We start from the raw sequence: 24727 nt of genomic DNA, 5'->3' as shown, positions 1-24727 counted from the left end.
TCGCATTGTTATTTGAGATTGGCTCATGATTCCCCGTTCCCGCTTGCTTGCCTGGTTGCTTTGGCCGCTGCTGGCACTGAGCAGTACCGCCCTGCTGGCCGACCCTGTCGAAAACGCCGCCAAGGCTTTGCACCTGCTCGACTACATCGGTGCCGACTACCCGGCGACGGTCGAGGCGGGCAAGGTGGTGGACGACGGCGAATACCGCGAGCAGCTGGAATTCACTGACGTGCTGCAAGGCCTGATCAGTGGCTTGCCGGCCCGTGCCGAGCGGCAAGCGCTGGAGCAAGGCGTGGTCAGCCTGCGCCAGGCAATCAATCAGCGCCAGGACGGTGCCAGCGTCGCGCGTCAGGCCCGTCAGCTCGGCGCGCAGCTGGCGGTTGCCTATGAAGTCAGCCAGGCCCCTGTCATCACCCCAGACCCCTCTCGCGGGGCGCCGCTATATGCCCAGCACTGCTCGGTCTGCCATGGCGACAGCGGTGCCGGTGACGGCCCGGCGGGGGTCGGCCTGGAACCACCGCCGGCCAACTTGCGCAGCAGCGAGCGCCTGGCCCGGCTGAGCCTGTATGACCTCTACAACACCTTGGGGCAAGGCATCGAAGGCACCGACATGCCGTCCTTTGCCGATCAGCTCGACGAGCGTCAGCGCTGGGACCTGGCCACCTACATCGCCAGCTTCACCGCAGATCCGGTCAAGGCCAAGGGCGCAACGACCTACAACCTCGCTGATCTGGCGCGCCAGACGCCGCTGGAGGTTGAAGCATCGCAAGGGCTGGAAGCGGCGGCAGTGTTCCGCGCCCAGCGCGCCCAACCTCCGCAGGTACAACGTGGCCCGGCGCAGCTGCTGGACTACACCGCCAACACCCTGGACAAGAGCCTGGCGGCCTACCAGAACGGTGACCATGAACAGGCTTACGACCTGTCGGTGGCGGCCTACCTGGAAGGCTTCGAGCTGATCGAAAGCTCCCTCGACAACGTCGATGCCAACGTGCGCAAGGACACTGAAAAGTCGCTCATGGCCTACCGCCAGTCGCTCCAGGACGGTCTGCCGCTTGAGCAGGTCAGCCAGCGTCTGCAGGCTGCCAAGGCGAAACTCAAGGAAGCCGCCGACTTGCTCGGCGGTGATGGCCTGAGCTGGTCGCTGAGCTACATTTCCGGCCTGCTGATCCTGCTGCGCGAAGGCCTGGAAGCCATTCTGGTGCTGGCGGCAATTCTCGCTTTCCTGCGCAACACCGGCCAGCAGTCGGCGGTACATAGCGTCAACATCGGTTGGTGCCTGGCGTTGCTGGCCGGTTTCGGCACCTGGGCATTGGCGGCCTATGTCATCGATGTCGGTGGCGCTCAGCGCGAACTGCTGGAAGGCTGCACGGCGCTGTTCGCCAGTGTCATGGTGCTCTGGCTGGGCGTGTGGATGCATGATCGCCGGCACGCGGCGGCCTGGCAGAACTACATCAAGAGCAGCCTGGTCAGCGGTGGCGGACGCTTCGGCTTTGCCTTGCTGGCGTTCTTCTCGGTTTACCGCGAGCTGTTCGAAGTGATTCTGTTCTACGAAACGCTGTGGTTGCAGGCCGGGCCTGCCGGGCATCAGGCAGTACTGGCCGGTGGCGCCACGGCGCTGGTGCTGCTGGTAGGGCTGGCCTGGGTGATCCTGCGCGGTTCGGCGAAGCTGCCGCTGGCGCTGTTCTTCAGCATCAACGCCGCACTGCTGTGTGCATTGTCGGTGGTGTTTGCCGGTCACGGGGTCAAGGCATTGCAGGAAGCCGGAGTGTTCGGTACCCGCCCGGTGGCCTTCTTTGACTTCGACTGGCTGGGCATCCACGCCGATGCCTACTCGCTGGCGGCGCAAGTGGTGGCCTTGCTGGCCATTGCGATTCTGTACGGACGCAGCCGTCTGGCCGAGAAGCGCCGGGTGTCAGCGAGCTGATTTGAAGCCGAGCGGGCGAGCAGGGATACTGTTCGCCCGTATTTGTTGGAATCTGTTGTCATGCGTATCTGGATCGATGCCGACGCCTGCCCCAAGGCGGCCAAGGATCAGGTCGTCAAATTTGCCCTGAAGCGTCAGCTGGAAGTGGTGCTGGTGGCCGGGCAAAGCCAGATCAAACCGGCGTTCACCTGCGTCAGGTTGATCGTCGTACCCAGCGGGCCGGATGCTGCCGACGATTACCTGGTCGAGCATGCCGTGCCGGGTGAGCTGGTGATCTGCAGTGATGTGCCGTTGGCCGACAGGCTGGTCAAGAAAGGCGTGGCCTGTCTCGATCCGCGTGGGCGAGAGTTCGACGAGCGCAACATGGGCGAACGTCTGGCGGTGCGTAACTTGTTCACCGACCTGCGCGAGCAGGGGCAGGTCGGTGGTGGGCAGGCGCCTTATGGCGATCGTGAGAAGCAGGCCTTCGCCAATTCCCTGGACCGCATCCTCACGCGGCTGGCGCGTGATTTTCCCGACTGATCGCGGGGCAAGCCCGCTCCCACCGGGGAACTCTGACTAATTATTAGGGGCAGCCCACCCTGTGGGAGCGGGCTTGCCCCGCGATGGCGGGCTCAATCGTTCTCGTGAGTCAGTTCCAGCACGCGGTCTACCAGCTTGTAGATGCCGCCAGCAGCTTCGCTGATCGACTGCGCGAGCATGTAGGCCGGGGTGCTGACCAGCTTGCGCTGGGTATCTTCGACGATGTCATGCACATCGCACTCTTCGTGGGTGCCGCCCATCTTGACGATGGCTGCACTGGCGTCGGCATCGTTGCCGATGGTGCAGACCACGCCAGGGCCATAGATTTTCGCCGCCAGGGCAGGGGAGATGCAGATCAGGCCGACCGGTTTGCCGGCCTCGGCAAAGGCTTCTGCCAGGGCGAGAACATCCGGGTGGACGCTGCAGCCTGAGCCTTCAACGGCAAAATTCGAGAGGTTCTTGGCCGCACCGAAACCGCCGGGCACGATCAGGGCATCGAATTCCTTGGCATCGGCCTCACGCAGATCCTTGATGTTGCCGCGGGCGATGCGCGCCGATTCCACCAGCACGTTGCGCGATTCGGGCATTTCTTCGCCGGTCAGGTGGTTGAGCACATGCATCTGCGCAATGTTTGGCGCAAAGCACTGCACCTCGGCGCCGCGCTGGTCGAGGCGCAGGAGGGTGATCACGCTCTCGTGGATTTCGGCGCCGTCAAAGACACCACAGCCGGAAAGGATCACTGCAACTTTTTTTTTGGTCATGCTCACTACTCCCGAGTCGAGGCGTTAGATCGCCTCTAAATTGGCAGATGTCCAATCACCGCGTCCATCTTCTCAAAATCCTTTGTAGTTGGATTCTGCAAATGGCGCAGTGTTCATTGTTCAGGGTGAGGACGACAACGGGGATTGCCTGGCTCAGGGCCGGTCGCTGTCCTGGTCCGCGGTACGCTGTTCGGCCTGCATGGCCGCAGCTTCCTTGCGCGCGACACGCGCCGCCTTGAAGCGCCGGCGCAACCACAGCAAGCCGCCGAAGGCCAGCAGGCCACCGAGCACCCATAGCTCGTACTTCTTCACGTTGCCCAGCAGGCCTTCGAGAATGGCGCCGAAGTGATAGGCGGCAGCGCCCAGGGCCAGGGCCCAGACCGCCGCACCGATGCCGTTGAGCAGCAGGTAGCGGCGTGGCGGGTAGCCGGACAGGCCAATGGCCACCGGCATGACCGTGCGCAAGCCGTAGACGAAACGGAAACTCAGGACCCAGATATCCGGGTGGCGGCGGATGTGCTCCAGCGCCCGGTCGCCCATCAGCTGCCAGCGCGGTTTGCGCGCCAGTAGTTTGCGCCCGTGCTTGCGCCCCATGAAGTACCACAGCTGGTCACCGGCATAGCTGCCGAAGAAGGCCACCAGGCACACCATGTTGATATCCATGTATCCGCGGAACGCAAGGAAGCCTGCGAGAACCAGGATGGTCTCACCTTCGAAAAACGTGCCGAGAAAAAGGGCAAAGTAACCAAAATCCTGCAGGAATTGTTGGAGCATTTTCTGGGTGCTGGCGAAATGAACGCGAAGCCTAACCCTTCGTGGCCGTTGGGGAAAGTATCCAAATGTGTCTCGACGTTAACATTTCCTACAAGGACAATGACTGCGTCCTCAAGTCGCAGGGTTGTCCCTGGCTGTCATTCAAGCGTCATAATGGCCGCTTATAACTGTCGCGCTCGCCCGCCTGCGCGGGCTCAGGAGTCTGCCGTGAGCTTTACCCCCGCTAACCGTTTGTTTCCTGCCACCCGTCTGCGTCGCAACCGTCGTGACGATTTCTCCCGTCGTCTGGTGCGCGAAAACGTGCTGACCGTCGATGACCTGATCTACCCGGTGTTTGTCCTCGATGGCGAAAACCGCCGTGAGGAAGTTGCCTCGATGCCGGGTGTCGAGCGTCTGAGCATCGACCTGTTGCTGGAAGCGGCGCAAGAGTGGGTGAAGCTGGGGATTCCAGCCCTGGCCCTGTTCCCGGTGACGCCAACCGAGAAAAAATCCCTCGACGGTGCCGAAGCCTGGAACCCGGACGGTATTGCCCAGCGCGCCACCCGCGCCCTGCGTGAGCGTTTCCCGGAGCTGGGCGTGATCACCGACGTCGCCCTGGACCCGTTCACCACCCATGGTCAGGACGGCATTCTCGACGAAGAAGGCTACGTACAGAACGACATTACCGTCGATGCCCTGGTGCGACAGGCCTTGTCCCATGCCGAAGCCGGTGCCCAGGTGGTAGCCCCTTCGGACATGATGGACGGCCGCATCCAGGCCATTCGTGAAGCCCTGGAGCTGGCGGGCCACGTCAACGTGCGTATCATGGCTTACTCGGCCAAGTACGCCAGCGCTTATTACGGCCCGTTCCGCGATGCGGTCGGCTCGGCCCTGAACCTGGGCAAGGCCAACAAGGCCTCCTACCAGATGGACCCGGCCAACAGCCACGAAGCCCTGCATGAAGTGGCTGCGGACCTGGCCGAAGGCGCCGACATGGTCATGGTCAAGCCGGGTATGCCGTATCTGGATATCCTTTTTCGGGTCAAGGATGAATTCAAGGTCCCGACCTTTGTCTATCAAGTCAGTGGCGAGTACGCCATGCACATGGCCGCGATCCAGAACGGCTGGCTCAGTGAAGGAGTGATCCTGGAATCCCTCACGGCCTTCAAACGGGCAGGAGCTGATGGCATCCTGACCTATTTCGCTGTTCGCGCTGCTCAATTGATGAGAGGGCAGTAACGCCCTTCAGGAACGCCAGATGAATAACGAAGTACTCAGTGATATCGAGATGAAGCAAGCCCAGCCGGTACCGGAGCAACTGCTCGAAACGCCGCCGGAGCCTGCTGCGCTGCCTGAGCCTGTGGTCGAGGTCGAGGCGCCTGTGCCTGCGCCCGCCCCGGTGGCGGCGGCACCGGCCATCGCGATCCCCGGTCTGGATGACAGCAGTCTGTACATTCACCGCGAGTTGTCCCAGCTGCAGTTCAATATCCGCGTGCTGGAACAGGCGCTGGATGAGAACTATCCGCTGCTGGAGCGGCTGAAGTTCCTGCTGATCTTTTCCAGCAACCTGGATGAGTTCTTCGAAATTCGTGTGGCGGGCCTGAAGAAACAGATCACCTTTGCCCGTGAACAGGCCGGCGCTGACGGCCTGCAGCCGCACCAGGCGCTGGCGCGGATCAGTGAAGTGGTGCACAGCGAGGTCCATCGTCAGTACGCGATCCTCAACGATGTGCTGCTGCCGGAGCTGGAGAAACACCAGATCCGCTTTATCCGCCGCCGTCACTGGAACACCAAGCTCAAGACCTGGGTGCGGCGCTTCTTCCGCGACGAGATCGCCCCGATCATCACCCCGATCGGCCTCGATCCGACGCACCCGTTCCCGTTGCTGGTGAACAAGAGCCTTAACTTCATCGTCGAGCTGGAAGGCGTCGATGCCTTTGGCCGTGATTCCGGTCTGGCGATCATTCCGGCGCCACGCCTGTTGCCACGGGTGATCAAGGTGCCGGAGGAGGTGGGCGGTCCGGGAGACAACTACGTCTTCCTGTCCTCGATGATCCATGCCCACGCCGATGACCTGTTCCAGGGTATGAAGGTCAAGGGTTGCTACCAGTTCCGCCTGACCCGTAACGCCGACCTGGCGCTGGACTCCGAAGACGTCGAAGACCTGGCCCGGGCCCTGCGTGGCGAGTTGTTCTCGCGCCGTTATGGCGATGCCGTGCGCCTGGAAGTGGCCGACACCTGCCCCAAACACCTCTCGGACTACCTGCTCAAGCAGTTCAGCCTGAGTGAAAGCGAGCTGTACCAGGTCAACGGTCCGGTCAACCTGACCCGGCTGTTCAGCATTACCAGCCTGGACAGTCACCCGGAATTGCAATACACGCCGTTCACACCAGCGATTCCCAAGCTGTTGCAGAACGCCGAGAACATTTTCAGCGTGGTCGGCAAGCAGGACATCCTGCTCATGCACCCCTTCGAGTCGTTCACGCCGGTAGTCGATCTGCTGCGCCAGGCCGCCAAGGACCCGCATGTCCTGGCCGTGCGCCAAACCCTGTACCGCAGTGGCGCCAACTCGGAGATTGTCGACGCGCTGGTCGATGCCGCGCGTAACGGTAAGGAGGTCACCGCGGTGATCGAATTGCGTGCGCGCTTCGACGAAGAGTCCAACCTGCAGCTGGCCAGCCGTCTGCAGGCCGCTGGTGCGGTGGTGATCTACGGTGTGGTCGGTTTCAAGACCCACGCCAAGATGATGCTGATCCTGCGTCGCGAAGCCGGCGAGATCGTTCGCTATGCGCACCTGGGTACCGGTAACTACCACGCCGGCAACGCCCGCCTGTACACCGACTACAGCCTGCTGACCTCGGACGACGCCTTGTGTGAAGACGTCGGCAAGCTGTTCAGTCAGTTGATCGGCATGGGCAAGACCCTGCGCATGAAGAAGCTGCTGCACGCGCCGTTCACCCTGAAGAAGGGCATGCTCGACATGATCGCGCGGGAAACCCAGTTCGCCCTTGAGGGCAAGCCTGCGCACATCATCGCCAAATTCAACTCGCTGACCGATCCGAAGATCATCCGCGCCTTGTACAAGGCCAGTCAGTCAGGGGTGCGTATCGATCTGGTGGTGCGCGGCATGTGCTGCCTGCGTCCGGGGATTGCCGGGGTGTCGCACAACATTCAGGTGCGTTCGATCATTGGCCGCTTCCTCGAGCACACGCGGGTGTTCTACTTCCTCAACGGCGGCGAGGAGCAGATGTTCCTGTCCAGTGCCGACTGGATGGAGCGCAACCTCGACAAGCGGGTCGAGACCTGCTTCCCGGTCGAGGGCAAGAAGCTGATCCTGCGGGTCAAGAAGGAACTGGAAGGGTACCTGACCGACAACACCCACGCCTGGATCCTGCAGCCGGACGGCCGCTATGTGCGCAGCACGCCTACCGGCAACCAGAACGCGCGCAGTGCCCAGGCGGCTCTGCTCGAGCGCCTGAGCAACCCGGTCCTCATCGTACGCTGAGGACGAAGCCGACCCGGGTCAGCCACTCAGCCTCCAGGCCGAAGTCGGCCTGGGTCAGCTGATTCTCTTCCAGCCAGCCGGCCGGGAACTCGACATCCAGGCTATCGCCCTTGGCATGCAGGGTCACCGTCGGCATCTGCTGGGTGCCGCGGATGTGATGGAACAGAATCGCAAAGCGCAGCAGCACGCACAGGCGAATCAGCTTGACGCCTTCGTCGCCGAATTCGGCGAACTTGTCCTTGGGAATGTTGCGGCGATGGCCGCGCACCAGCAGGGCGAGCATCTGCTGGTCTTCGCGGGAGAAGCCGGCCAGGTCGGAGTGTTCGATCAGGTAGGCGCCGTGCTTGTGGTAGTGGTAGTGGGCGATATCCAGGCCCACTTCATGCACTTTGGCCGCCCAGCCGAGCAGCTCACGCCAGATACCGTCTTCCAGGTCCCAGGCCTTGGCCACCTGGTCGAAGGCGTGCAGGGCTTTGCGCTCGACCCGGGCCGCCTGGCCCTGATCGACGTGATAACGCTCCATCAGCGACGACAGGGTGCGCTCGCGCACGTCTTCATGGTGATGGCGGCCGAGCAGGTCGTAGAGCACGCCTTCGCGCAGGGCACCATCGCAGTGGTCCATGCGCTGCAGTTCCAGCGCATCGAAAATTGCTTCCATGATCGCCAGGCCGGCCGGGAAGATCGCCCGGCGGTCCGGTTTGACGCCGTCGAAGTCGATCTTGTCGGTTTCGCCCAGTTTGAACAGCTTGCGCTTGAGCCAGGCCAGGCCCTCGGCATTGACCTCGCCGCTGCCCATGCCGCCTGATTTGAGGGCCAGGCCGATGGCGCGGATGGTCCCGGAGGAGCCGATGGCTTCGTCCCAGGTCAGGCGGTGCAGGGCGTTTTCGATGCTCATCAGCTCCAGGCGCGCCGCTGTATAGGCCTGGGCGTAGCGTGCCGGGGTGATTTTGCCGTCACGGAAGTAGCGTTGGGTGTAGCTGACGCAGCCCATTTGCAGGCTTTCGCGCAGCAGCGGCTCGAATCGCTGGCCGATGATGAACTCGGTACTGCCACCGCCGATGTCGGCGACCAGGCGTTTACCGGGGGTGTCGGCCAGGGTGTGGGAAACGCCGAGGTAGATCAGGCGGGCTTCTTCACGGCCGGAAATCACTTCGACCGGATGCCCGAGGATTTCTTCGGCGCGGCGGATGAACTCGCCGCGGTTGCGCGCCTCGCGCAGGGCGTTGGTGCCGACGATACGCACGGCGCCGTCCGGCATGCCGCTGATCAGCTGGGCGAAGCGCTTGAGGCAGTCCAGACCGCGCTGCATCGATTCTTCGTTGAGCTGGCGCTCTTCGTTGATCCCGGCGGCCAGCTGAACCTTCTCCCCGAGTCGCTCAAGAATACGGATCTCGGTATGGTGGGCCTTGGCCACTACCATATGGAAACTGTTGGAGCCCAAGTCAATGGCAGCGATCAAGGACAGATTCTTGGCTGTGGTTTGCGGCATGGTCATGGTTTCTCGGTCGATAACCCGGCAATCCTGCCACGATCCAGGGCTGACGCCAACGCGCAGCTTATCAAGGCTTGATGTGGGGCAGGTTGATGGAGGAAATATGACTTTCCTGTGACCGCACCGATATGCGCGGTCATGCACAACTATAGTTACACTCAATCGTCCGTGACTTCCTGTAAGTCGCCGGTGCGGCTATGATGGGCCACGTTTTTTTGCTTACGACCTTGGAGACTTCCATGAGCAGCGATCTTATCAAACACGTCACTGACGCCACCTTCGAAGCCGAAGTCCTGAAAGCTGAAGGCCCGGTGCTGGTCGACTACTGGGCTGAATGGTGCGGCCCTTGCAAAATGATCGCTCCGGTTCTGGACGAAATCGCCGCTACCTACCAGGGCAAACTGACCGTCGCCAAGCTGAACATCGACGAGAACCAGGAAACCCCGGCCAAGCACGGCGTGCGTGGCATCCCGACGCTGATGCTGTTCAAGAACGGCAACGTCGAGGCCACCAAGGTCGGCGCGCTGTCCAAGTCTCAGCTGGCAGCCTTCCTGGACGCCAATATCTGAGTGAAAAAAGCCCCGCATTCGCCGGGGCTTTTCTTTGTCTGGTGACTAGACGCCAGAAAAAGCAGGTGTTACATTCGGCCTCGCACTGTTTCTCCGGTGCCCTCTGCACGCCGTCGCCGACGCATCCCTAATTCGAATCAGTACGCGATCCTGTCGCCTTCTCTGCGGCGCGGCTTCATTAAGCCAGAAGCTTAATTTCCCCTTCTTACATGATTACGTCACTCCCCTTATGAACCTGACTGAACTCAAGCAAAAGCCGATTACCGATCTGCTCGAAATGGCCGAACAGATGGGCATAGAAAATATGGCCCGTTCGCGCAAGCAAGATGTGATTTTCTCTCTGTTGAAAAAGCATGCGAAAAGCGGCGAGGAAATCTCCGGTGACGGCGTGCTGGAGATTCTCCAGGACGGCTTCGGCTTCTTGCGCTCGGCGGATGCCTCCTATCTGGCAGGCCCGGACGACATCTACGTCTCGCCAAGCCAGATCCGTCGCTTCAACCTGCGCACCGGCGACACCATCGTCGGCAAGATCCGCCCGCCAAAAGAAGGCGAGCGTTACTTCGCCCTGCTGAAAGTCGACACCATCAACTTCGACCGGCCGGAAAACGCGAAGAACAAGATTCTGTTCGAAAACCTGACGCCGCTGTTCCCTAACAAGCGCCTGAAGATGGAAGCCGGTAACGGTTCCACCGAAGACCTCACCGGCCGGGTTATCGACCTCTGTGCCCCGATCGGTAAAGGTCAGCGTGGTTTGATCGTTGCTCCGCCAAAAGCGGGCAAGACCATCATGCTGCAGAACATCGCGGCCAACATTACCCGTAACAATCCCGAGTGCCACCTGATCGTCCTGCTGATCGACGAGCGCCCGGAAGAAGTAACCGAAATGCAGCGCACCGTGCGCGGCGAAGTGGTTGCCTCGACCTTCGACGAACCACCAACCCGCCACGTGCAGGTTGCCGAAATGGTCATCGAGAAGGCCAAGCGCCTGGTTGAACACAAGAAAGACGTGGTCATCCTGCTCGACTCGATCACCCGTCTGGCACGTGCCTACAACACCGTGATCCCGAGCTCAGGCAAGGTCCTGACCGGTGGTGTCGATGCTCACGCCCTGGAGAAGCCAAAGCGTTTCTTCGGTGCTGCGCGTAACATCGAAGAAGGCGGCTCGCTGACCATCATCGCCACCGCACTGGTTGAAACCGGTTCGAAGATGGACGAAGTGATCTACGAAGAGTTCAAGGGCACCGGCAACATGGAGCTGCCGCTGGACCGCAAGATCGCCGAGAAGCGTGTATTCCCGGCCATCAACATCAACCGTTCGGGTACCCGTCGTGAAGAGCTGCTGACCGCCGACGACGAGCTGCAGCGCATGTGGATCCTGCGCAAGCTGCTGCACCCGATGGATGAAGTAGCGGCCATCGAGTTCCTGATCGACAAGCTCAAGCAGACCAAGACCAACGACGAGTTCTTCTTGTCGATGAAACGCAAGTAAGGTTTCTGCGAGACCGACTGGGGCTGCTGCGCAGCCCATCGCGGCTAAAGCCGCTCCCACTGTGGGAGCGGCTTTAGCCGCGATGGGTCGCGCAGCGGCCCCAAATCATTTTTGCCATCTGTGATTTGGCTATTCCGGCCCGTTAGGCGATACACTTTGCACCCCGACCGGTACGGCGAATACGAGGCTTTTGCATGCAGTATCGCGATTTGCGCGACTTTATCCGTGGCCTGGAACAGCGCGGCGAACTCAAGCGCATCCAGGTTCCGATCTCTCCAGTCCTGGAAATGACCGAAGTCTGCGACCGCACTCTGCGCGCCAAAGGCCCGGCGCTATTGTTCGAAAAGCCCACGGGCTTCGACATTCCGGTACTCGGCAACCTGTTTGGCACTCCGGAGCGGGTAGCCATGGGCATGGGCGCCGAGTCGGTCAGCGAGCTGCGCGAAATCGGCAAGCTGCTGGCCTTCCTCAAGGAACCTGAGCCGCCCAAGGGCCTCAAGGATGCCTGGTCGAAGCTGCCGATCTTCAAAAAGGTCGTGTCGATGGCGCCGAAAGTGGTCAAGGATGCTGCCTGCCACGAAGTGGTCATCGAAGGCGATGACGTCGACCTCGGCATGCTGCCGGTGCAGCACTGCTGGCCGGGCGATGTCGCGCCGCTGATTACCTGGGGTCTGACCGTGACCCGCGGGCCGAACAAAGAGCGTCAGAACCTGGGGATCTATCGCCAGCAGGTGATTGGCCGTAACAAGGTGATCATGCGCTGGCTCAGCCATCGCGGCGGCGCCCTGGATTACCGCGAGTGGTGCGAGAAGCACCCGGGCCAGCCGTTCCCGGTCTCCGTGGCCCTCGGCGCGGATCCGGCGACCATCCTTGGCGCAGTGACCCCGGTACCCGACACCTTGTCCGAATACGCCTTCGCCGGCCTGTTGCGCGGCAACCGCACCGAGCTGGTCAAGTGCCGTGGCAACGACCTGCAGGTGCCGGCCACCGCCGAGATCATCCTCGAGGGTGTGATTCATCCGGGCGAGATGGCGCCGGAAGGTCCGTACGGCGATCACACCGGCTACTACAACGAAGTCGACAGCTTCCCGGTGTTCACCGTCGAGCGCATCACGCACCGCAAGAATCCGATTTATCACAGCACCTACACGGGCCGTCCGCCTGATGAGCCGGCGATCCTCGGTGTGGCGCTCAACGAAGTCTTCGTGCCGATCCTGCAAAAGCAGTTCCCGGAAATCACCGACTTCTACCTGCCGCCTGAAGGCTGTTCCTACCGCATGGCGGTGGTGACCATGAAGAAGCAGTATCCGGGGCACGCCAAGCGCGTCATGCTCGGGGTCTGGTCGTTTTTGCGACAGTTCATGTACACCAAGTTCGTTATTGTCACCGATGACGACATCAATGCCCGGGACTGGAATGATGTGATCTGGGCGATTACCACGCGCATGGACCCCAAGCGCGATACGGTGATGATCGACAACACCCCGATCGACTATCTGGACTTCGCTTCGCCGATTTCCGGTCTGGGTTCGAAGATGGGCCTGGATGCGACGAACAAGTGGCCGGGAGAAACCAGCCGTGAATGGGGACGGGTCATCGTCAAGGATGAAGCGGTCACCCGGCGGATCGATGAGCTGTGGAACCAGTTGGGAATAGACTAAATGCAGGTAACCTTGCAGCCGTCCGGGGCGGTGTTGGCGCTCAACCCCGGAGAACGGATTCTGGATGGGGCGCGGCGTCTTGGCTACGACTGCCCGCAGAGCTGCCGCAATGGCAACTGCCATGTCTGCGCTGCGTTGCTGGTGGAAGGCCGCGTGCGTCAGGACGGGCAAGAGCGTGACCATGGCGAGCTGTTCACCTGTATCGCCGAACCGCTGGAGGACTGCGTCTTGTTATGGGATGGCGTGCTCGCGTTAGGCGAGTTGCCGGTACGGACACTGGCCTGTCAGTTGAGTGAGTGCGTTGAGGTCGGTGGCGACGTCTGGCGGGTGCGCCTGCGGGCGCCGGCGGGCAAACCGCCGCGTTACCACGCCGGGCAGTACCTGATGATCGAGCGCGAAGCGGGCGACAAGGCTGCCTTCTCCCTGGCCTCGGCCCCTCATAGCGGACGCGAGCTTGAGCTGCATGTGCTGGCCCGCGAGAACAGTGCGGTGGCATTGATTGCGCAGTTGCAGCGCAACGGTATGGCGCGGCTCGAAATGCCGTTTGGCGATGCTCACCTGGCTGAGCTGCCCGATGGTCCGCTGGTACTGATCGCCGCAGGCACCGGCATGGCGCAAATGCACAGCCTGATCGAGCATTGCCGGGCCCAGGGCTTCAAGCATCCGGTTCATCTGTACTGGGGTGTGCGCCTGCCAGAGGACTTCTACCAGATCGAGCATTGGGCCGAATGGGAACAGTTGCCGAACCTGTTCCTGCACAAGGTGGTGAGCGATCTGTGTGGCTGGGAAGGGCGTTGTGGCCTGCTGCACGAGGCCATTTGTGAAGACATGCAGGATCTGGCCGGTATCCATGTTTACGCCAGCGGCTCGCCGAACATGGTCTATGCCACCCTCGATGCGCTGGTCGAAGCGGGTATGGATGCTCATCAGATGCGTGCTGATGTATTCGCTTATGCCCCTCGCGGTTGAATGACCAAACAAGGCACGCTGCAATAGCGTGCCGGTTTAATAACCACCGTTGTTTGTAGCGGGCATAAGGCAATTATTATTGCCAGCAGCGTAAATAACTTTCGCTACACTTGGAATAACACCCGGTGGGTTGCTCAAAGCCTTGCTACAGGGCACTTCCGGGGCGAGGTGAGGCTTGTGTTCAATACACAATCTGCCGTACGGTAAGTACGCGGATAACGTATTCGTTTACAGTGACTCACTTCAGTAGTTCACGGGGAATTCTGGCGGCAGCTATGTCGGCGATTGAAACTGCATCTTTGCCTGTGGCTTATCCTCCGTTGCTCGACTTCGGACAACAACTGTCCCATGAGCAACTTAAACTTTCGGTTCAGCACACCATGTCCCGCCATCAGGGTGGTCCGGTCTGGCTGTTTGCCTACGGTTCGCTGATCTGGCGCCCGGAATGCAACGCCGCCGAGCGTCGGCGCGCCAGGGTGCATGGTTACCATCGCGGGCTATACCTGTGGTCGCACGAGCACCGGGGGACTCCAGAGTGCCCGGGGCTGGTCTTCGGCCTTGACCGTGGCGGCTCCTGCAGCGGCTTTGCCTACCGCCTGCCAGACGAATGCCTGGAAGACTCCCTGCTGGCCCTGTGGCAGCGCGAGATGCCTTACCCGGCTTACCGGCCGCACTGGCTGACCTGCCGCCTGGACGATGGCAGCAAGGTCCAGGCCCTGGGTTTTGTGCTGGAGCGGCACTTGCCGTGCTACGCCGGTAACCTGCCCGACGATCTGCTCAGTCAGATTTTCGCCAACGCCAAGGGGCGTTATGGCAGTACCCGTGACTACGTCGAGCAGACCCTCAACGCCTTGCGCATTCATGCCATGCCGGACCGTAACCTGGAGGCCCGGTTCCGGCGTTGCCACCTGCCGCTGTAACAATAATGAGAATTGTTATTTTGTCCGCAGGGCTCTGGCACGCTACTATCGCGCCCTTATATTCATTGGACAGGCAGGATCAAGGATGAAGTGGTTGGCAGCATTGCTGTTAATGGGGGCAACTGGATTCGCCCATGCCGATATCAAAGTGGAGTTTGTCGAGAAAACCATTCCGACCTATCCGGCCGAGCTGCGCAAGGCGGCTATCACCGGCTCCGTCAAAATCGGCTTTGAGGTTCGGGCCGACGGCTCGGTTGCGGATGTGAAGGTGATTCAGAGCAGTGAGCCGGCGTTCGCCGACGCTGCACTTGAGGCGGCCAGGCAATGGCGCTTCAAGCCCTGGGCGGTGACCAAAGAAAATCCCGCAAAGCTCGATGTGCGTACAGACCTGCATTTTCGTCTTAACGACAAAAAGGAATGGTGGGATATCTACGAGCGGGCCGGGTTGATCCTGATGACCTGCAAGAAGTTCAACGAAGAAGTGGCGCAGTTCCGCAAAGATGACTCGGCCAGACCACTCGACGACATGAACACCACACTGTTGTCGATCCGCATGATTTCGCGCTTTGAAGAAGACGGCGTCACCAGCTACAAGCAATCGATGGCCACCTCCAAGTCCTTCAAGAAGGCGCTGCCAGGGATAATCAAAAAGTGCCAGACCTACCCGGGCATCGACTTCGTCGATGTCTGGCCTGCATATTTGCGTGAGCGCCTGGTCCCGCAGAGCTGATGCGCTGCGGGCAGGATTGGCTCAGCGCAGGGTCACCACCAGCTTGCCCAGCGCTTTACGCTGACCGAGCAGGTTGATGGCAGCTCCAGCCTCGGCCAGCGGGAAGGTTTGCGACACCAGTGGCTTGAGCTTGCCCTCGGCGTACCAGGCAAACAGTTGCTTGAAGTTCGCCGCGTTGTCAGCTGGCTGACGCTGGGCGAAGGCGCCCCAGAATACGCCAAGCACTGCCGCCCCCTTGAGCAGCGCCAGGTTTACCGGTAGCTGCGGGATGCGCCCGCTGGCAAAGCCTACCACCAGCAGCCGGCCGTTCCAGGCGATGCCGCGCACGGCCTGGTCGAACAGATCGCCGCCGACCGGGTCGTAGATCACATCGACACCGTTGCCGGCGGTCAGGCGTTTGATCTCGTCCTTGAGGCTGTGCTCGCTGTAGTTGATCAGTTCATCGGCACCGGCGGCCTTGGCCACGGCGAGCTTCTCGGCGCTGCTGGCCGCGGCGATGACCCGTGCGCCCATGGCCTTGCCGATTTCCACCGCCGCCAGCCCGACACCGCCCGAGGCGCCGAGCACCAACAGGGTCTCGCCGGCCTTGAGCTGACCGCGTTGCTGCAGGGCATGCATCGAGGTGCCGTAGGTCATGCCAAAGGCGGCGGCGTGGGTGAAGTCCATTTGCTCAGGGATCGGCAGTACGTTATAGCCTGGCACTGCCACCTGCTCGGCAAAGCTGCCCCAGCCGGTCAGGGCCATGACCCGGTCGCCGACCTTGAGATCAGTGACTTTCTCGCCCACCGCGCTGATGACCCCCGCCGCCTCGCCACCGGGAGAGAAGGGCAGGGGCGGCTGGAACTGGTACTTGCCCTCGATGATCAGGGTGTCGGGAAAGTTGACCCCGGCCGCATGCACATCCAGGAGGATTTCGTTCTTCTTCGGTACGGGGTTTGCGACCTCTTCCAGGACCAGACCCTGAGCCGGGCCCAGGGTTTTGCACAACACTGCTTTCATCGGGACTATTCCTTTGCGCGTAGTGGCCGATAAGTGTAGGTGGGGCACGTTGAGGGTCAACGAGCATGCCCCACCCTGATAGGCCAACATAAGCCGCTATGCGGCTGCCGGTGGGAGCGGGCTTGCCCCGCGATCGCGGTGTGTCAGTAACATTGCATCGGGGGACAAGCCCCCTCCCACTGGTATGCTGGCGCCAACTGTTTGAGGAGCGAATTCGTGAAAGCGTGGATCTTGATGGTAATGGCGCTGATGCTGCCGATGGCGGCCATGGCCGAAGAAGCCAAGGAAGGGGAACCGAAGGTCTCGTACATCTCCCTGAGCCCACCCTTCGTGGGCAATTACGCCCTGGATGGCGGTCCTAAGCTGCGTGTGTACAAAGCCGACGTCGCCCTGCGGGTCAACAGTGACGCTGCTGCGACGGCGGTGAAGCATCACGAGCCATTGATCCGCAATCAGCTGGTGGCGCTCTTCACTCAGCAGAACCTGGAAAGCATGAGCAATGTCGAGGCCAAGGAAAAGCTGCGCCAGGAAGCCCTGAAGCAGGTCCAGCAGGTGCTGGAGAATGAAGAAGGCAAGCCGCTGGTTGATGATCTGCTGTTCAACAACCTGATCGTGCAGTAACCCGCCCGGCCCTCAGGACGTCAGGCTGCGGCGAAAACGTCCCAGGGCAACGGCGAAAAACGCCAGGCCGATGGCAGCCAGGGCCAGCAGGTCGGGCCAGACCACCGCCAGCCCGGCGTCACGGAACAGGATGGCGGCGCTGAGGCTGACGAAGTGGGTCGAGGGCGAAAGCTGCATGACCCACTGCAGCCACTGCGGCATGCTGTCCAGCGGCGTACTGCCCCCGGACAGCAAGAGCATGGGGATGATCACCGGAATCGCCAGCAAGCCGAATTGCGGGGTCGAGCGGGCCAGGGTGGCGAGGAAGATCCCCAGCGCGGTACTGGCAAACAGATACAGCGCGGTCACCGCCAGGAACAAGCCCAGCGACCCGGCCAACGGCACGCCCAGTGCCCCTTTGACCACCACTTCCAGCGACACCCAGGTGCACAGCACCACCACCAGGGCGTTGCTGCCGATCTTCGCCAGCATGATTTCCAGCGCCGTCAGCGGCAGCACCAGCAGGTGATCGAGGGTGCCGTGTTCGCGTTCGCGCAGCAGTGCGGTGCCAGTCAGGACAATTGCCAGAATGGTGATGTTGTTGACGATCTGGATCACCGCCAGAAACCAGCCACCTTCCAGGTTCGGATTGAACAGCGCCCTGGGGCTGATCAGCGCCGGGCTGCTGGTTGTCGCCGAGCCCTGGTTGGCGTAGTCCAGCAGTTCGCGTTCGAAGATCCGCCCGATGTAGCCGGCGCCCATGAACGCCTGGCTCATGGCCGTGGCATCGACATTGACCTGCAGCTCCGGCGAGCGCCCGGCGAGCAGGTCTGTCTGGAAATTGACCGGTACGTTGATGACGAAGGTGTACAGGCCACTGTCCATGGCCTGGTCAAGCCGGTCGTAGGCCAGCGGCACGGCGGTCTGGAATTCGGGTGGTTGCAGGGCCTCGGCCAGCTTGCGTGAAAGCAGGCTGTGGTCTTCGTCGATCACCGCCACGCTGGCGTTGTGCACGCCGATGATCGATCCCGCGGCCGGCATGTAGATCGCCACGCTGAAGGCATACAGCAGGAACAGCAGCAGTACGCTGTCGTGGCGCAGGCTGGTCAGCTCTTTGAGGCCCAGGCGCAGGGTGTGTGCCAAGCGATGCATCAGACCTCCTGCTTCTTCAGCATGGCCAGGCTCAGGCCGGTGAAACCGAGGAAGAAGCCCAGCAACGCCAGGCACTGTGGCCACAGCTCGCGCAGGCTCAGGGCCTTGGTGAACGTGCCGACGGCGATGTCGAGAAAGTAGCCGGCCGGGAACAGTTGGCCCATCAGCGCCGCCGAGCCGTCGAGCGAGGAGCGCGGCACGATCAGCCCGGAGAACTGGATGGTCGGCAGGCTGGTGATGATCATGGTGCCGAGGATCGCGGCAATCTGGGTGCGGGTGAAGGCCGAGATCAGCAGGCCCAGGCTGGTGGTTGCCAGCAGGTACAGCAGACCGCCACAGGCCAGGGCCAGGGCGCTGCCTTTGAACGGCACATTGAACAGCCAGCGGTTCATGGCCACTAGCAGCGCCAGGTTGATCAGGCTGATTGCCAGGTACGGCGCCTGTTTGCCGAGGAGGAATTCCAGGCGGGTCAGCGGCGTGGCGTAGAAGTTGGTGATCGAGCCCAGCTCTTTCTCGCGGACAATCCCCAGCGCCGTGAGCATGGCCGGAATGAAGGCCAGGATCAGCGCCATCACCCCGGGGCCGATGGCATTCACGCTGACCACATCCTGGTTGTAGCGAAAGCGGGTTTCCAGGCGCACCGGCGATTGTCCGGGCTGCGCCTTGCTGCTCAGCGCTGCCAGTTGTTCAAGGTTGGCCTGGTGCACCGCTTCGACGTAGTTGCGGCTGGTCTCGGCGCGAAACGGCATGCCACCGTCGAGCCAGGCGGCCACCACCGGTTGGCGCCCGGCGTGCAGGTCGCGACCGAATCCGGGTGGGATCTCCAGAGCCAGTTTGATTTCCGAGCGCTGCAGGCGTTGGTGCAACTGTTTCGAGTCGCGAATCGGTGCTTGCTCGGCGAAGTAGCGCGAGCCGCGGAAGGCTTCGAGGTAGGCGCGGCTTTGCGGGCTCTGGTCCTGGTCATAGACGGCGAAGGCCAGGTTCTCCACGTCCAGCGAGATGCCGTAGCCGAAAATCACCATCATGAACACGGCGCCGAGCAGGGCGAATGCCAGGCGTACCTTGTCGCGCAGCAGTTCTTTGCCTTCGCGTGTGGCCACGGCAAACAGGCGGCGGATGCTGAAACCTTGCGACATGACCATTGGCGTTGTCGAGGCGGGCGCATCCAGCTGGGCGGTGGCCGCAGGCGTTTCGCTCGGCTCCTGGGCCTGTTCCAGGCAAGTGACGAAAGCGTCTTCGAGGGTTTCACCGGCGAACTGTTGTTGCAGCGCCGCCGGCGTATCGCAGGCCAGTACCTTGCCGGCGTGCATCAGGGAAATGCGGTCGCAGCGCAGCGCTTCGTTCATGAAGTGGGTGGACAGGAAGATGGTCACGCCCTGATCGCGCGACAGTTCGATCAGCAAGCGCCAGAAGTCATCGCGGGCGGCCGGGTCGACCCCTGAAGTGGGTTCGTCGAGGATCAGTACCTCGGGGCGATGCAGTACCGCGACCGCCAATGACAGGCGCTGGCGCAGGCCCAGGGGCAGGGCGCCGGATTGCTGGTCGGCGATGGCGCCGAGGTCGAAACGCTCGATCAGCTCGACGATGCGCGGCGCGCTTTCGGCTTTGGGCAGGTCGAAAAGCCGCGCGTGCAGATCGAGGTTCTGCCGCACGCTAAGCTCGCCATACAGCGAGAAGCTCTGGGACATGAAGCCAACCCGCTTGCGCGTGGCCAGGTCCTTGGCGTCCACCGGGCGGCCCAACAGCATGGCGCTGCCTTCACTGGCCGGCATCAAGCCGGTGAGCACTTTCATGGTGGTGGTCTTGCCGCAGCCGTTGGAGCCGAGAAAACCGAAAATCTCACCACGGCCAATGGCGAAGCTGACCTTGTTCACCGCAGTGAAGTCACCGAAGCGCAGAGTCAGCTCATGGGCTTCGATGGCAATCGTCGTGTCGCCGTCAGCGCGCGGTGGAATCTGCAGCGGCTGTGCGTTGTGTGCGCTGTCGCCTTGATAGTGGGTGAAGGCATCATCCAGCTTGCCGCTGGCGGTGACATTGGCCAGCTCGTGGCTGAGCCCCGCGGCAATCAATCTGCCGCGATCGAGCATCAGGCAATGTTCGAACTGTTCGGCCTCTTCCATGTAGGCGGTGGCCACCAGCAGGGTCAGTTGCGGCCGCTCCTGGCGCACCTGTTCGACCAGTTCCCAGAAGCGCCTGCGCGACAGCGGATCGACGCCGGTGGTCGGCTCGTCGAGGATCAACAGGTCCGGTTCGTGGATCAACGCACAACATAAACCGAGCTTTTGCTTCATGCCGCCGGACAGCTTGCCCGCCGGCCGTTCGGCAAAGCGGGCGAGGTCGGTGGCCAGCAGCAGGTTGTGCATGCGCTGCTCGCACTCGGCGGCGCTGAGGCCGAACAGGGTGGCGAAGAAGCGGATGTTTTCGCTGATCGACAGTTCCGGGTAGAGGTTATTGCCCAGGCCCTGCGGCATGAAAGCGATGCGCGGGTACAGGCTGTTGCGGTGACGGCGCTTGCGGATCGAACCGCCGAGTACCGACAGCTCACCGTGTTGCAGCTTTTTCACCCCGGCAATCAGCCCGAGCAGGCTGGACTTGCCGGCACCGTCCGGGCCGATCAGGCCGCAGCGGGTGCCGGCCGGCAGGTTGAAGGTGATGTCCTGCAGGGCATCCAGCTTGCCGTAGCGGTGGCGGATGCCCTCGGCCTGCAGCGCCAGTGCGTTCATTGCAGGTTGGCCGGCCAGTCCACTTCAGCGGTGCGCACATAGCCCGCACCGGGCATGCCGGGTTTGGCCTGTGGCACGGCACTGGGCTCGGTCAGGCGCAGCTTGACCCGGAACACCAGCTTCTGGCGTTCGTCGCGGGTTTCCACCTGCTTCGGGGTGAACTGGGCCTTGGCGGCGACAAAGGCAATTTTCGCCGGCAGGGCCTTTTCCGGCAGGGCGTCGAGTACCACCCGGGCCTGATCGCCGACGGTCAGGCGACCGGTAGTCGAAGCCGGCAGGTAGAGGTTCATGTACTGGTCGTTAGGGTCGATCAGCAGCAATACCCGGCCACCGGCACCGAGCACTTCGCCAGGCTCGGCCAGGCGTAACTGGATGACGCCGTCGATGGGCGCACGCAGGCTGCTGTCGTCGATCTCGCTGGTGAGTTGCGCAACCTGGGCCTGGGCGGCGCCGATCGCGGCCTTGATCGCGGCCAATTGAGCACGCGCCGCGACCACTGCGGAACAGGCGGTGTCGTAGCGCGCCTGCTGTTGGTCGAGCAACTGCTGGCTGGCGTATTTGCGCTGGAAAATTTCCCGTACCCGCTTGAGCTCCTGGCTGGCCAGCAGCTGCTCGCTCTGGCGCAATTGCACATTGGCCTGGGCCGCCGCGTAGTTTTCCTGGGCCCGCAGCACTTCGGCTTCAGCCTGATTGCGTTGGGCCTCGAGGGTGCGGGTGTCGATACGCGCCAGCAGCTGGCCTTGGCGAACTTTGTCGCCTTCGTCGACCAGCACTTCGGCCAGGCGCCCTGGGATCTTGCTGGCGATCTGCACTTCAGTGGCTTCGAGGCGGCCGTTACCCATGCTCAGACCATCGGGCAGACGATCGTGCAGGGATTTCCAGTAACCCAGGCCACCTGCGGCCACAAGCAGGGCGATCAAGGCGCCGGCGAAAAATTTCGGGGTATGTTGGCTCATCAGTCTGCATCCTGCTGCATTCACGTCAGAGTGTGACGCGGCACCGATCCTGGTGCGTTGATGTTGGTCAAATAGATAGCATCCTACCCGGTTTAGCGCAGAGCGAGTACTGCGGCCCATTGTTCAGGGGTCACCGGCATGACCGACAGGCGGCTGCCTTTCTGCACCAGTGGCAATTCGGCGAGGGCGGTCTGTTGTTTGAGGTAGCCCAGGCCCAGCACCTTGCTGAAGGTTTCGACGTGGGCAACGTCGACAGCGCTCCAGGGGTTTTTCTCGGCATTGGCCTTGGCGTCGAAGTAATGGCTTTGCGGATCGAGGGCGGTCGGGTCGGGGTAGGCGGCGGCACTGATCCGGGCGATACCGGCGATGCCCGGCTCAGGGCAGCTGGAGTGGTAGAAAAAAAACTGATCGCCCACTGCCATGCTGCGCAGGAAATTGCGTGCCTGATAGTTGCGAACGCCGTCCCAGCGCGCTTGCTGCAAGCGTGCCAGATCCTTGATCGAGAGTTCATCGGGCTCGGATTTCATCAGCCAATAGGCCATGGGGCTGCTCCTGGTAAAAATTTGAAATAACCTGTTGCATGAAACCGACAGTCGGTTGGCGTCAAGGTTTGCGTGTCGTCTCAGGTTGTCGGAGAATGCGCCACTTTCAAGCTTGACGCTGCCGCAACCATTAAAAAACGTTGCTGACAACGTGATCAGTTTGCCTGAGGGGGGCAATCAATGAATCGCAAACCGGACTTGCTCTGGATTCTGGTGTTTCTGTTCGGTTTGGGTGTGGTCACTACCGGTTATGCGCAAAGCCTGTGGGAGCGCAAACTCGACGCTCCGTACGAGATGCCGGTCAATCCGCAACAGCGTTAATCGCCTGCTGGCGCCTTTTCAGACGGGCGCCAGGTACCAGCCACGGTCCGAGACCGTTCCTTGCAGTGGTACATCCCAACTGGCCTGGGCCAGTCGCTCGACTTTTTGACACTCATGGGCCAAGCCTAACAACAAGGGCTTTTTCCATGCCTTGCGCCGTGCCTGATAGGCCAGGCTTCGATCATAGAAGCCACCGCCCATGCCCAGCCGGCCACCGACTTCATCAAACCCCACCAGTGGCAGCAGGATGAGGTCCAGCGCCCAGATCGGCCGTTGCCGTGCCAGATTGATGTGCGGCTCGGCGATGCGAAAACGGTTGGGCCGCAGCTTTTCGCCGTGCTCGATACGCTGAAAGACCATTTTGCTTCTCGGCCAGGCGTGCAGCACCGGAAGATAGGTGCGCTTGCCGCGCCGCTGGGCTTCGCGCAGCAGCAGACGTGGATCGATCTCGCAATCATTGGGCAGGTACAGGGCGATGTGGCGGGCGCGGCGGAACAGCGGATGCTGGGCCAGTTGCCGGTACAGTCCAAGCGCGGCCTGACGTTGCTCGGCCGGGCTCAAGGCGCGGCGGGCATCACGTAACAGGCGGCGAAGTTGGGGGCGGGTGAGCGGCGCGGTGTCGGTCATGGCACGGGCGTTCCCAGAGAGGGCTGCCTGGCGCAGGGCGGCAGCTCGATTTGCCCGCGCAACAACGCGAGCAAAGGTAATTCAGGCTCCCCGACGAACCGCTGTCGGTGTAGCCCTTGAACCCGAAAGTTCAAGGTGGAGATTGCAGGAGGCGTTAAGGCTTTCCGTCAAGCGGACATGCACACCGGCCCCACGTGCAACCCCCGTGGTTGTGCGTATCGGCTCAGGGACATGACCGACTGGCAAGCACTCCAGGGAGTGGCGCCAGTATACCGATACTCAGCCCTTATTTGAATCTTGATCGTCGGCCAGTGCCTGATCGACCCGTTCGAGCAGGTCACGCACCTGTTCACGGCTGGCGCCGCCTGCTGGCGCTTCAGGGCGTTCCTGGTTGTGCAGCAGGTCGTGGGTGATGTTCAGCGCGGCCATCACGGCGATCCGGTCGGCACCGATGACTTTGCCGCTGCTGCGGATTTCGCGCATCTTGCCGTCCAGGTAGCGTGCGGCGCTGACCAGGTTGCTGCGCTCTTCGGGCGGACAGATGATCGAATATTCTTTGTCGAGGATCTGAACGGTGACGCTATTGCTTGAACTCATGAGTCTTGCTCCAGGGCCTTGAGTCGCAAAATCATCGATTCGACCTTACGCCGGGCGATTTCGTTTTTTTCGATGAGGTGGGCGCGCTCCTCGCGCCAGGACTTTTCCTGAGCTAATAGGAGTGCGTTTTGCCGTTTTAGTTGCTCGACTCGCTCAATCAGCAGTTCGAATCGGCCCATCAGCGCTTGCAGATCGTTCTCTTGCATTGGTTGCCCACTCGATTCGCTCTGGGGGTGGTTGCCCGGTTTATGCCCCGGCCTGCCCCGAGTTGGCCACGTCGATGGTCTTGGCGCGCCTGCCGGTGCTAGGATACAAGGTCTTCATTCTAGTCATTGCGCCGTCTGGCGCCTAGTTGCCCATGCCCAATACCAATTCGCCGTACACCGCTTTCGCCACCTTGCTCAGCAGCAACGGGCATCCTGTTTCCCCTGCCGAACTGCACGGGCTGTTGCTCGGCCGCAGCTGCGCCGGTGCCGGCTTCGATGCCGAGGCCTGGCTGGCCGACGCCGCCCACCTGCTGGAAAACGATCCGGCAGACAACGTTCGTAACGCTTTGATCGGCCTGCAGGAGATGGTCAAAGGCGAACTCACCGGCGACGATATCACTGTTGTCTTGCTGCTGCCGGGCGATGACGCCACGCTGACCGACCGGGCTGCGGCCCTGGGTGAGTGGTGCAAAGGTTTCCTTTATGGCTTTGGCTTGAACTCGGGTGGCTTGACCCTGAGCGTCGAGGCCAACGAAATCTTGCAGGATCTGGACGCGATTTCCCAGGTCCAGGACGCCCTGGAAGAATCCGAAGACGGAGAAAGCGACTACATGGAAGTGATGGAATACCTGCGCGTCGCGCCGCTGCTGCTGTACACGGAGCTGGCCAAGCCGGTCGAGCCTGCCGCCAAACCTTCGCTGCACTGATT

General features: G+C 61.8%; 24 protein-coding genes and 1 other RNA gene. 13 read left to right on the top strand and 12 right to left on the bottom strand.

The annotated features are described in order from the left end of the window. The first annotated feature begins 25 nt into the window (after positions 1-25). Entirely contained in the window at positions 26-1924 is a 1899-nt protein-coding gene (locus tag PSAKL28_RS25435) for a cytochrome c/FTR1 family iron permease (protein WP_038615748.1), read from the top strand. A 60-nt stretch (positions 1925-1984) separates the two neighbouring features. Beyond that, on the top strand, positions 1985-2446 hold the full coding sequence (locus PSAKL28_RS25430; protein ID WP_038615746.1) for a YaiI/YqxD family protein: 462 nt from the start codon (positions 1985-1987) through the stop codon (positions 2444-2446). 92 nt (positions 2447-2538) lie between these two features. Here the strand turns inward: PSAKL28_RS25430 and elbB are convergent, their stop codons facing one another. Both elbB and PSAKL28_RS25420 read right to left on the bottom strand, forming a co-directional pair. Next, positions 2539-3207, bottom strand: a complete 669-nt coding sequence (gene elbB / locus PSAKL28_RS25425; protein ID WP_038615744.1) for an isoprenoid biosynthesis glyoxalase ElbB — start codon at positions 3205-3207, stop codon at positions 2539-2541. Positions 3208-3360: 153 nt separating this feature from the next. Next, positions 3361-3981: a DedA family protein gene (locus tag PSAKL28_RS25420; RefSeq protein WP_038615741.1), complete on the bottom strand. Its 621-nt coding sequence runs from the start codon at positions 3979-3981 to the stop codon at positions 3361-3363. Positions 3982-4188: 207 nt separating this feature from the next. Here PSAKL28_RS25420 and hemB point away from each other — a divergent pair, with 207 nt between their 5' ends. Both hemB and ppk1 read left to right on the top strand, forming a co-directional pair. Continuing rightward, entirely contained in the window at positions 4189-5199 is a 1011-nt protein-coding gene (hemB, locus tag PSAKL28_RS25415; protein WP_038615739.1) for a porphobilinogen synthase, read from the top strand. 19 nt (positions 5200-5218) lie between these two features. After that, positions 5219-7465 (top strand): polyphosphate kinase 1, encoded by a 2247-nt coding sequence (ppk1, locus tag PSAKL28_RS25410; RefSeq protein WP_038615737.1) that lies wholly within the window; start codon positions 5219-5221, stop codon positions 7463-7465. Here ppk1 and ppx read toward each other — a convergent pair. Further along, positions 7452-8954 (bottom strand): exopolyphosphatase, encoded by a 1503-nt coding sequence (ppx, locus tag PSAKL28_RS25405; protein WP_038617015.1) that lies wholly within the window; start codon positions 8952-8954, stop codon positions 7452-7454. The genes ppk1 and ppx overlap by 14 nt on opposite strands. A 242-nt stretch (positions 8955-9196) precedes the next feature. Here ppx and trxA point away from each other — a divergent pair, with 242 nt between their 5' ends. From trxA to PSAKL28_RS25375, 6 genes are all read left to right on the top strand, one after another. Continuing rightward, on the top strand, positions 9197-9526 hold the full coding sequence (trxA, locus tag PSAKL28_RS25400) for a thioredoxin TrxA (protein ID WP_038615735.1): 330 nt from the start codon (positions 9197-9199) through the stop codon (positions 9524-9526). A 229-nt stretch (positions 9527-9755) separates the two neighbouring features. Further along, a complete protein-coding gene (gene rho / locus PSAKL28_RS25395; protein ID WP_038615733.1) occupies positions 9756-11015 on the top strand; it encodes a transcription termination factor Rho in 1260 nt (419 codons plus the stop codon). Positions 11016-11209: 194 nt separating this feature from the next. Further along, positions 11210-12676 carry a 4-hydroxy-3-polyprenylbenzoate decarboxylase gene (gene ubiD, locus PSAKL28_RS25390; protein WP_038615731.1) on the top strand — a complete coding sequence of 489 codons (1467 nt, stop codon included), beginning with the start codon at positions 11210-11212 and terminating at the stop codon, positions 12674-12676. After that, entirely contained in the window at positions 12677-13645 is a 969-nt protein-coding gene (locus PSAKL28_RS25385; RefSeq protein ID WP_038615728.1) for a CDP-6-deoxy-delta-3,4-glucoseen reductase, read from the top strand. A gap of 275 nt (positions 13646-13920) precedes the next feature. Continuing rightward, the gene (locus PSAKL28_RS25380; RefSeq protein WP_038615725.1) at positions 13921-14565 is read left to right on the top strand and encodes a gamma-glutamylcyclotransferase; all 645 of its coding nucleotides are present in this window, start codon (positions 13921-13923) and stop codon (positions 14563-14565) included. A gap of 94 nt (positions 14566-14659) precedes the next feature. Next, the gene (locus tag PSAKL28_RS25375; protein ID WP_157687071.1) at positions 14660-15295 is read left to right on the top strand and encodes an energy transducer TonB; all 636 of its coding nucleotides are present in this window, start codon (positions 14660-14662) and stop codon (positions 15293-15295) included. Between the two features lie 21 nt (positions 15296-15316). Here the strand turns inward: PSAKL28_RS25375 and PSAKL28_RS25370 are convergent, their stop codons facing one another. After that, positions 15317-16294, bottom strand: coding sequence for an NADPH:quinone oxidoreductase family protein (locus PSAKL28_RS25370; RefSeq protein ID WP_038615720.1), 978 nt, complete (start codon positions 16292-16294; stop codon positions 15317-15319). A 216-nt stretch (positions 16295-16510) separates the two neighbouring features. On the opposite strand from PSAKL28_RS25370, the gene PSAKL28_RS25365 reads away from it, so the two are divergent. After that, positions 16511-16915, top strand: coding sequence for a flagellar basal body-associated protein FliL (locus tag PSAKL28_RS25365; protein WP_038615718.1), 405 nt, complete (start codon positions 16511-16513; stop codon positions 16913-16915). Positions 16916-16927: 12 nt separating this feature from the next. Here the strand turns inward: PSAKL28_RS25365 and PSAKL28_RS25360 are convergent, their stop codons facing one another. The 4 genes from PSAKL28_RS25360 to PSAKL28_RS25345 all read right to left on the bottom strand — a co-directional run bounded on the left by PSAKL28_RS25360 (position 16928) and on the right by PSAKL28_RS25345 (position 22267). Next, positions 16928-18046, bottom strand: a complete 1119-nt coding sequence (locus PSAKL28_RS25360) for an ABC transporter permease (protein ID WP_038615716.1) — start codon at positions 18044-18046, stop codon at positions 16928-16930. Beyond that, on the bottom strand, positions 18046-20769 hold the full coding sequence (gene rbbA / locus PSAKL28_RS25355) for a ribosome-associated ATPase/putative transporter RbbA (protein WP_038615714.1): 2724 nt from the start codon (positions 20767-20769) through the stop codon (positions 18046-18048). The genes PSAKL28_RS25360 and rbbA overlap by 1 nt, the downstream gene beginning before the upstream one ends. Beyond that, positions 20766-21725: an HlyD family secretion protein gene (locus tag PSAKL28_RS25350; protein ID WP_038615712.1), complete on the bottom strand. Its 960-nt coding sequence runs from the start codon at positions 21723-21725 to the stop codon at positions 20766-20768. The genes rbbA and PSAKL28_RS25350 overlap by 4 nt, the downstream gene beginning before the upstream one ends. Before the next feature lie 92 nt (positions 21726-21817). Next, a complete protein-coding gene (locus tag PSAKL28_RS25345; protein ID WP_038615710.1) occupies positions 21818-22267 on the bottom strand; it encodes an EVE domain-containing protein in 450 nt (149 codons plus the stop codon). 180 nt (positions 22268-22447) lie between these two features. Between PSAKL28_RS25345 and PSAKL28_RS27950 the strand changes: the two genes are divergently transcribed. Then, a complete protein-coding gene (locus PSAKL28_RS27950) occupies positions 22448-22588 on the top strand; it encodes a hypothetical protein (RefSeq protein WP_165392175.1) in 141 nt (46 codons plus the stop codon). Between the two features lie 18 nt (positions 22589-22606). On the opposite strand, the gene PSAKL28_RS25340 is transcribed toward PSAKL28_RS27950, so the two are convergent. The 4 genes from PSAKL28_RS25340 to PSAKL28_RS25330 all read right to left on the bottom strand — a co-directional run bounded on the left by PSAKL28_RS25340 (position 22607) and on the right by PSAKL28_RS25330 (position 24018). After that, positions 22607-23215 (bottom strand): 5-formyltetrahydrofolate cyclo-ligase, encoded by a 609-nt coding sequence (locus PSAKL28_RS25340; RefSeq protein WP_038615707.1) that lies wholly within the window; start codon positions 23213-23215, stop codon positions 22607-22609. Positions 23216-23298: 83 nt separating this feature from the next. Continuing rightward, a non-coding RNA gene (gene ssrS, locus PSAKL28_RS27245) (6S RNA) lies at positions 23299-23476 on the bottom strand. A gap of 18 nt (positions 23477-23494) precedes the next feature. Continuing rightward, on the bottom strand, positions 23495-23812 hold the full coding sequence (locus PSAKL28_RS25335; protein WP_038615705.1) for a cell division protein ZapA: 318 nt from the start codon (positions 23810-23812) through the stop codon (positions 23495-23497). Continuing rightward, positions 23809-24018, bottom strand: a complete 210-nt coding sequence (locus tag PSAKL28_RS25330) for a TIGR02449 family protein (protein ID WP_010221172.1) — start codon at positions 24016-24018, stop codon at positions 23809-23811. Before PSAKL28_RS25330 ends, PSAKL28_RS25335 begins: the two co-directional genes overlap by 4 nt. Positions 24019-24170: 152 nt before the next feature. Between PSAKL28_RS25330 and PSAKL28_RS25325 the strand changes: the two genes are divergently transcribed. After that, on the top strand, positions 24171-24725 hold the full coding sequence (locus PSAKL28_RS25325) for a YecA/YgfB family protein (protein ID WP_038615703.1): 555 nt from the start codon (positions 24171-24173) through the stop codon (positions 24723-24725). Positions 24726-24727 lie beyond the last annotated feature (2 nt).

The organism is Pseudomonas alkylphenolica (assembly GCF_000746525.1).
Classification (GTDB): domain Bacteria; phylum Pseudomonadota; class Gammaproteobacteria; order Pseudomonadales; family Pseudomonadaceae; genus Aquipseudomonas; species Aquipseudomonas alkylphenolica.
Note: the sequence above shows the minus strand (reverse complement) of the source record. Positions and strands in the feature narration are given on the sequence as shown.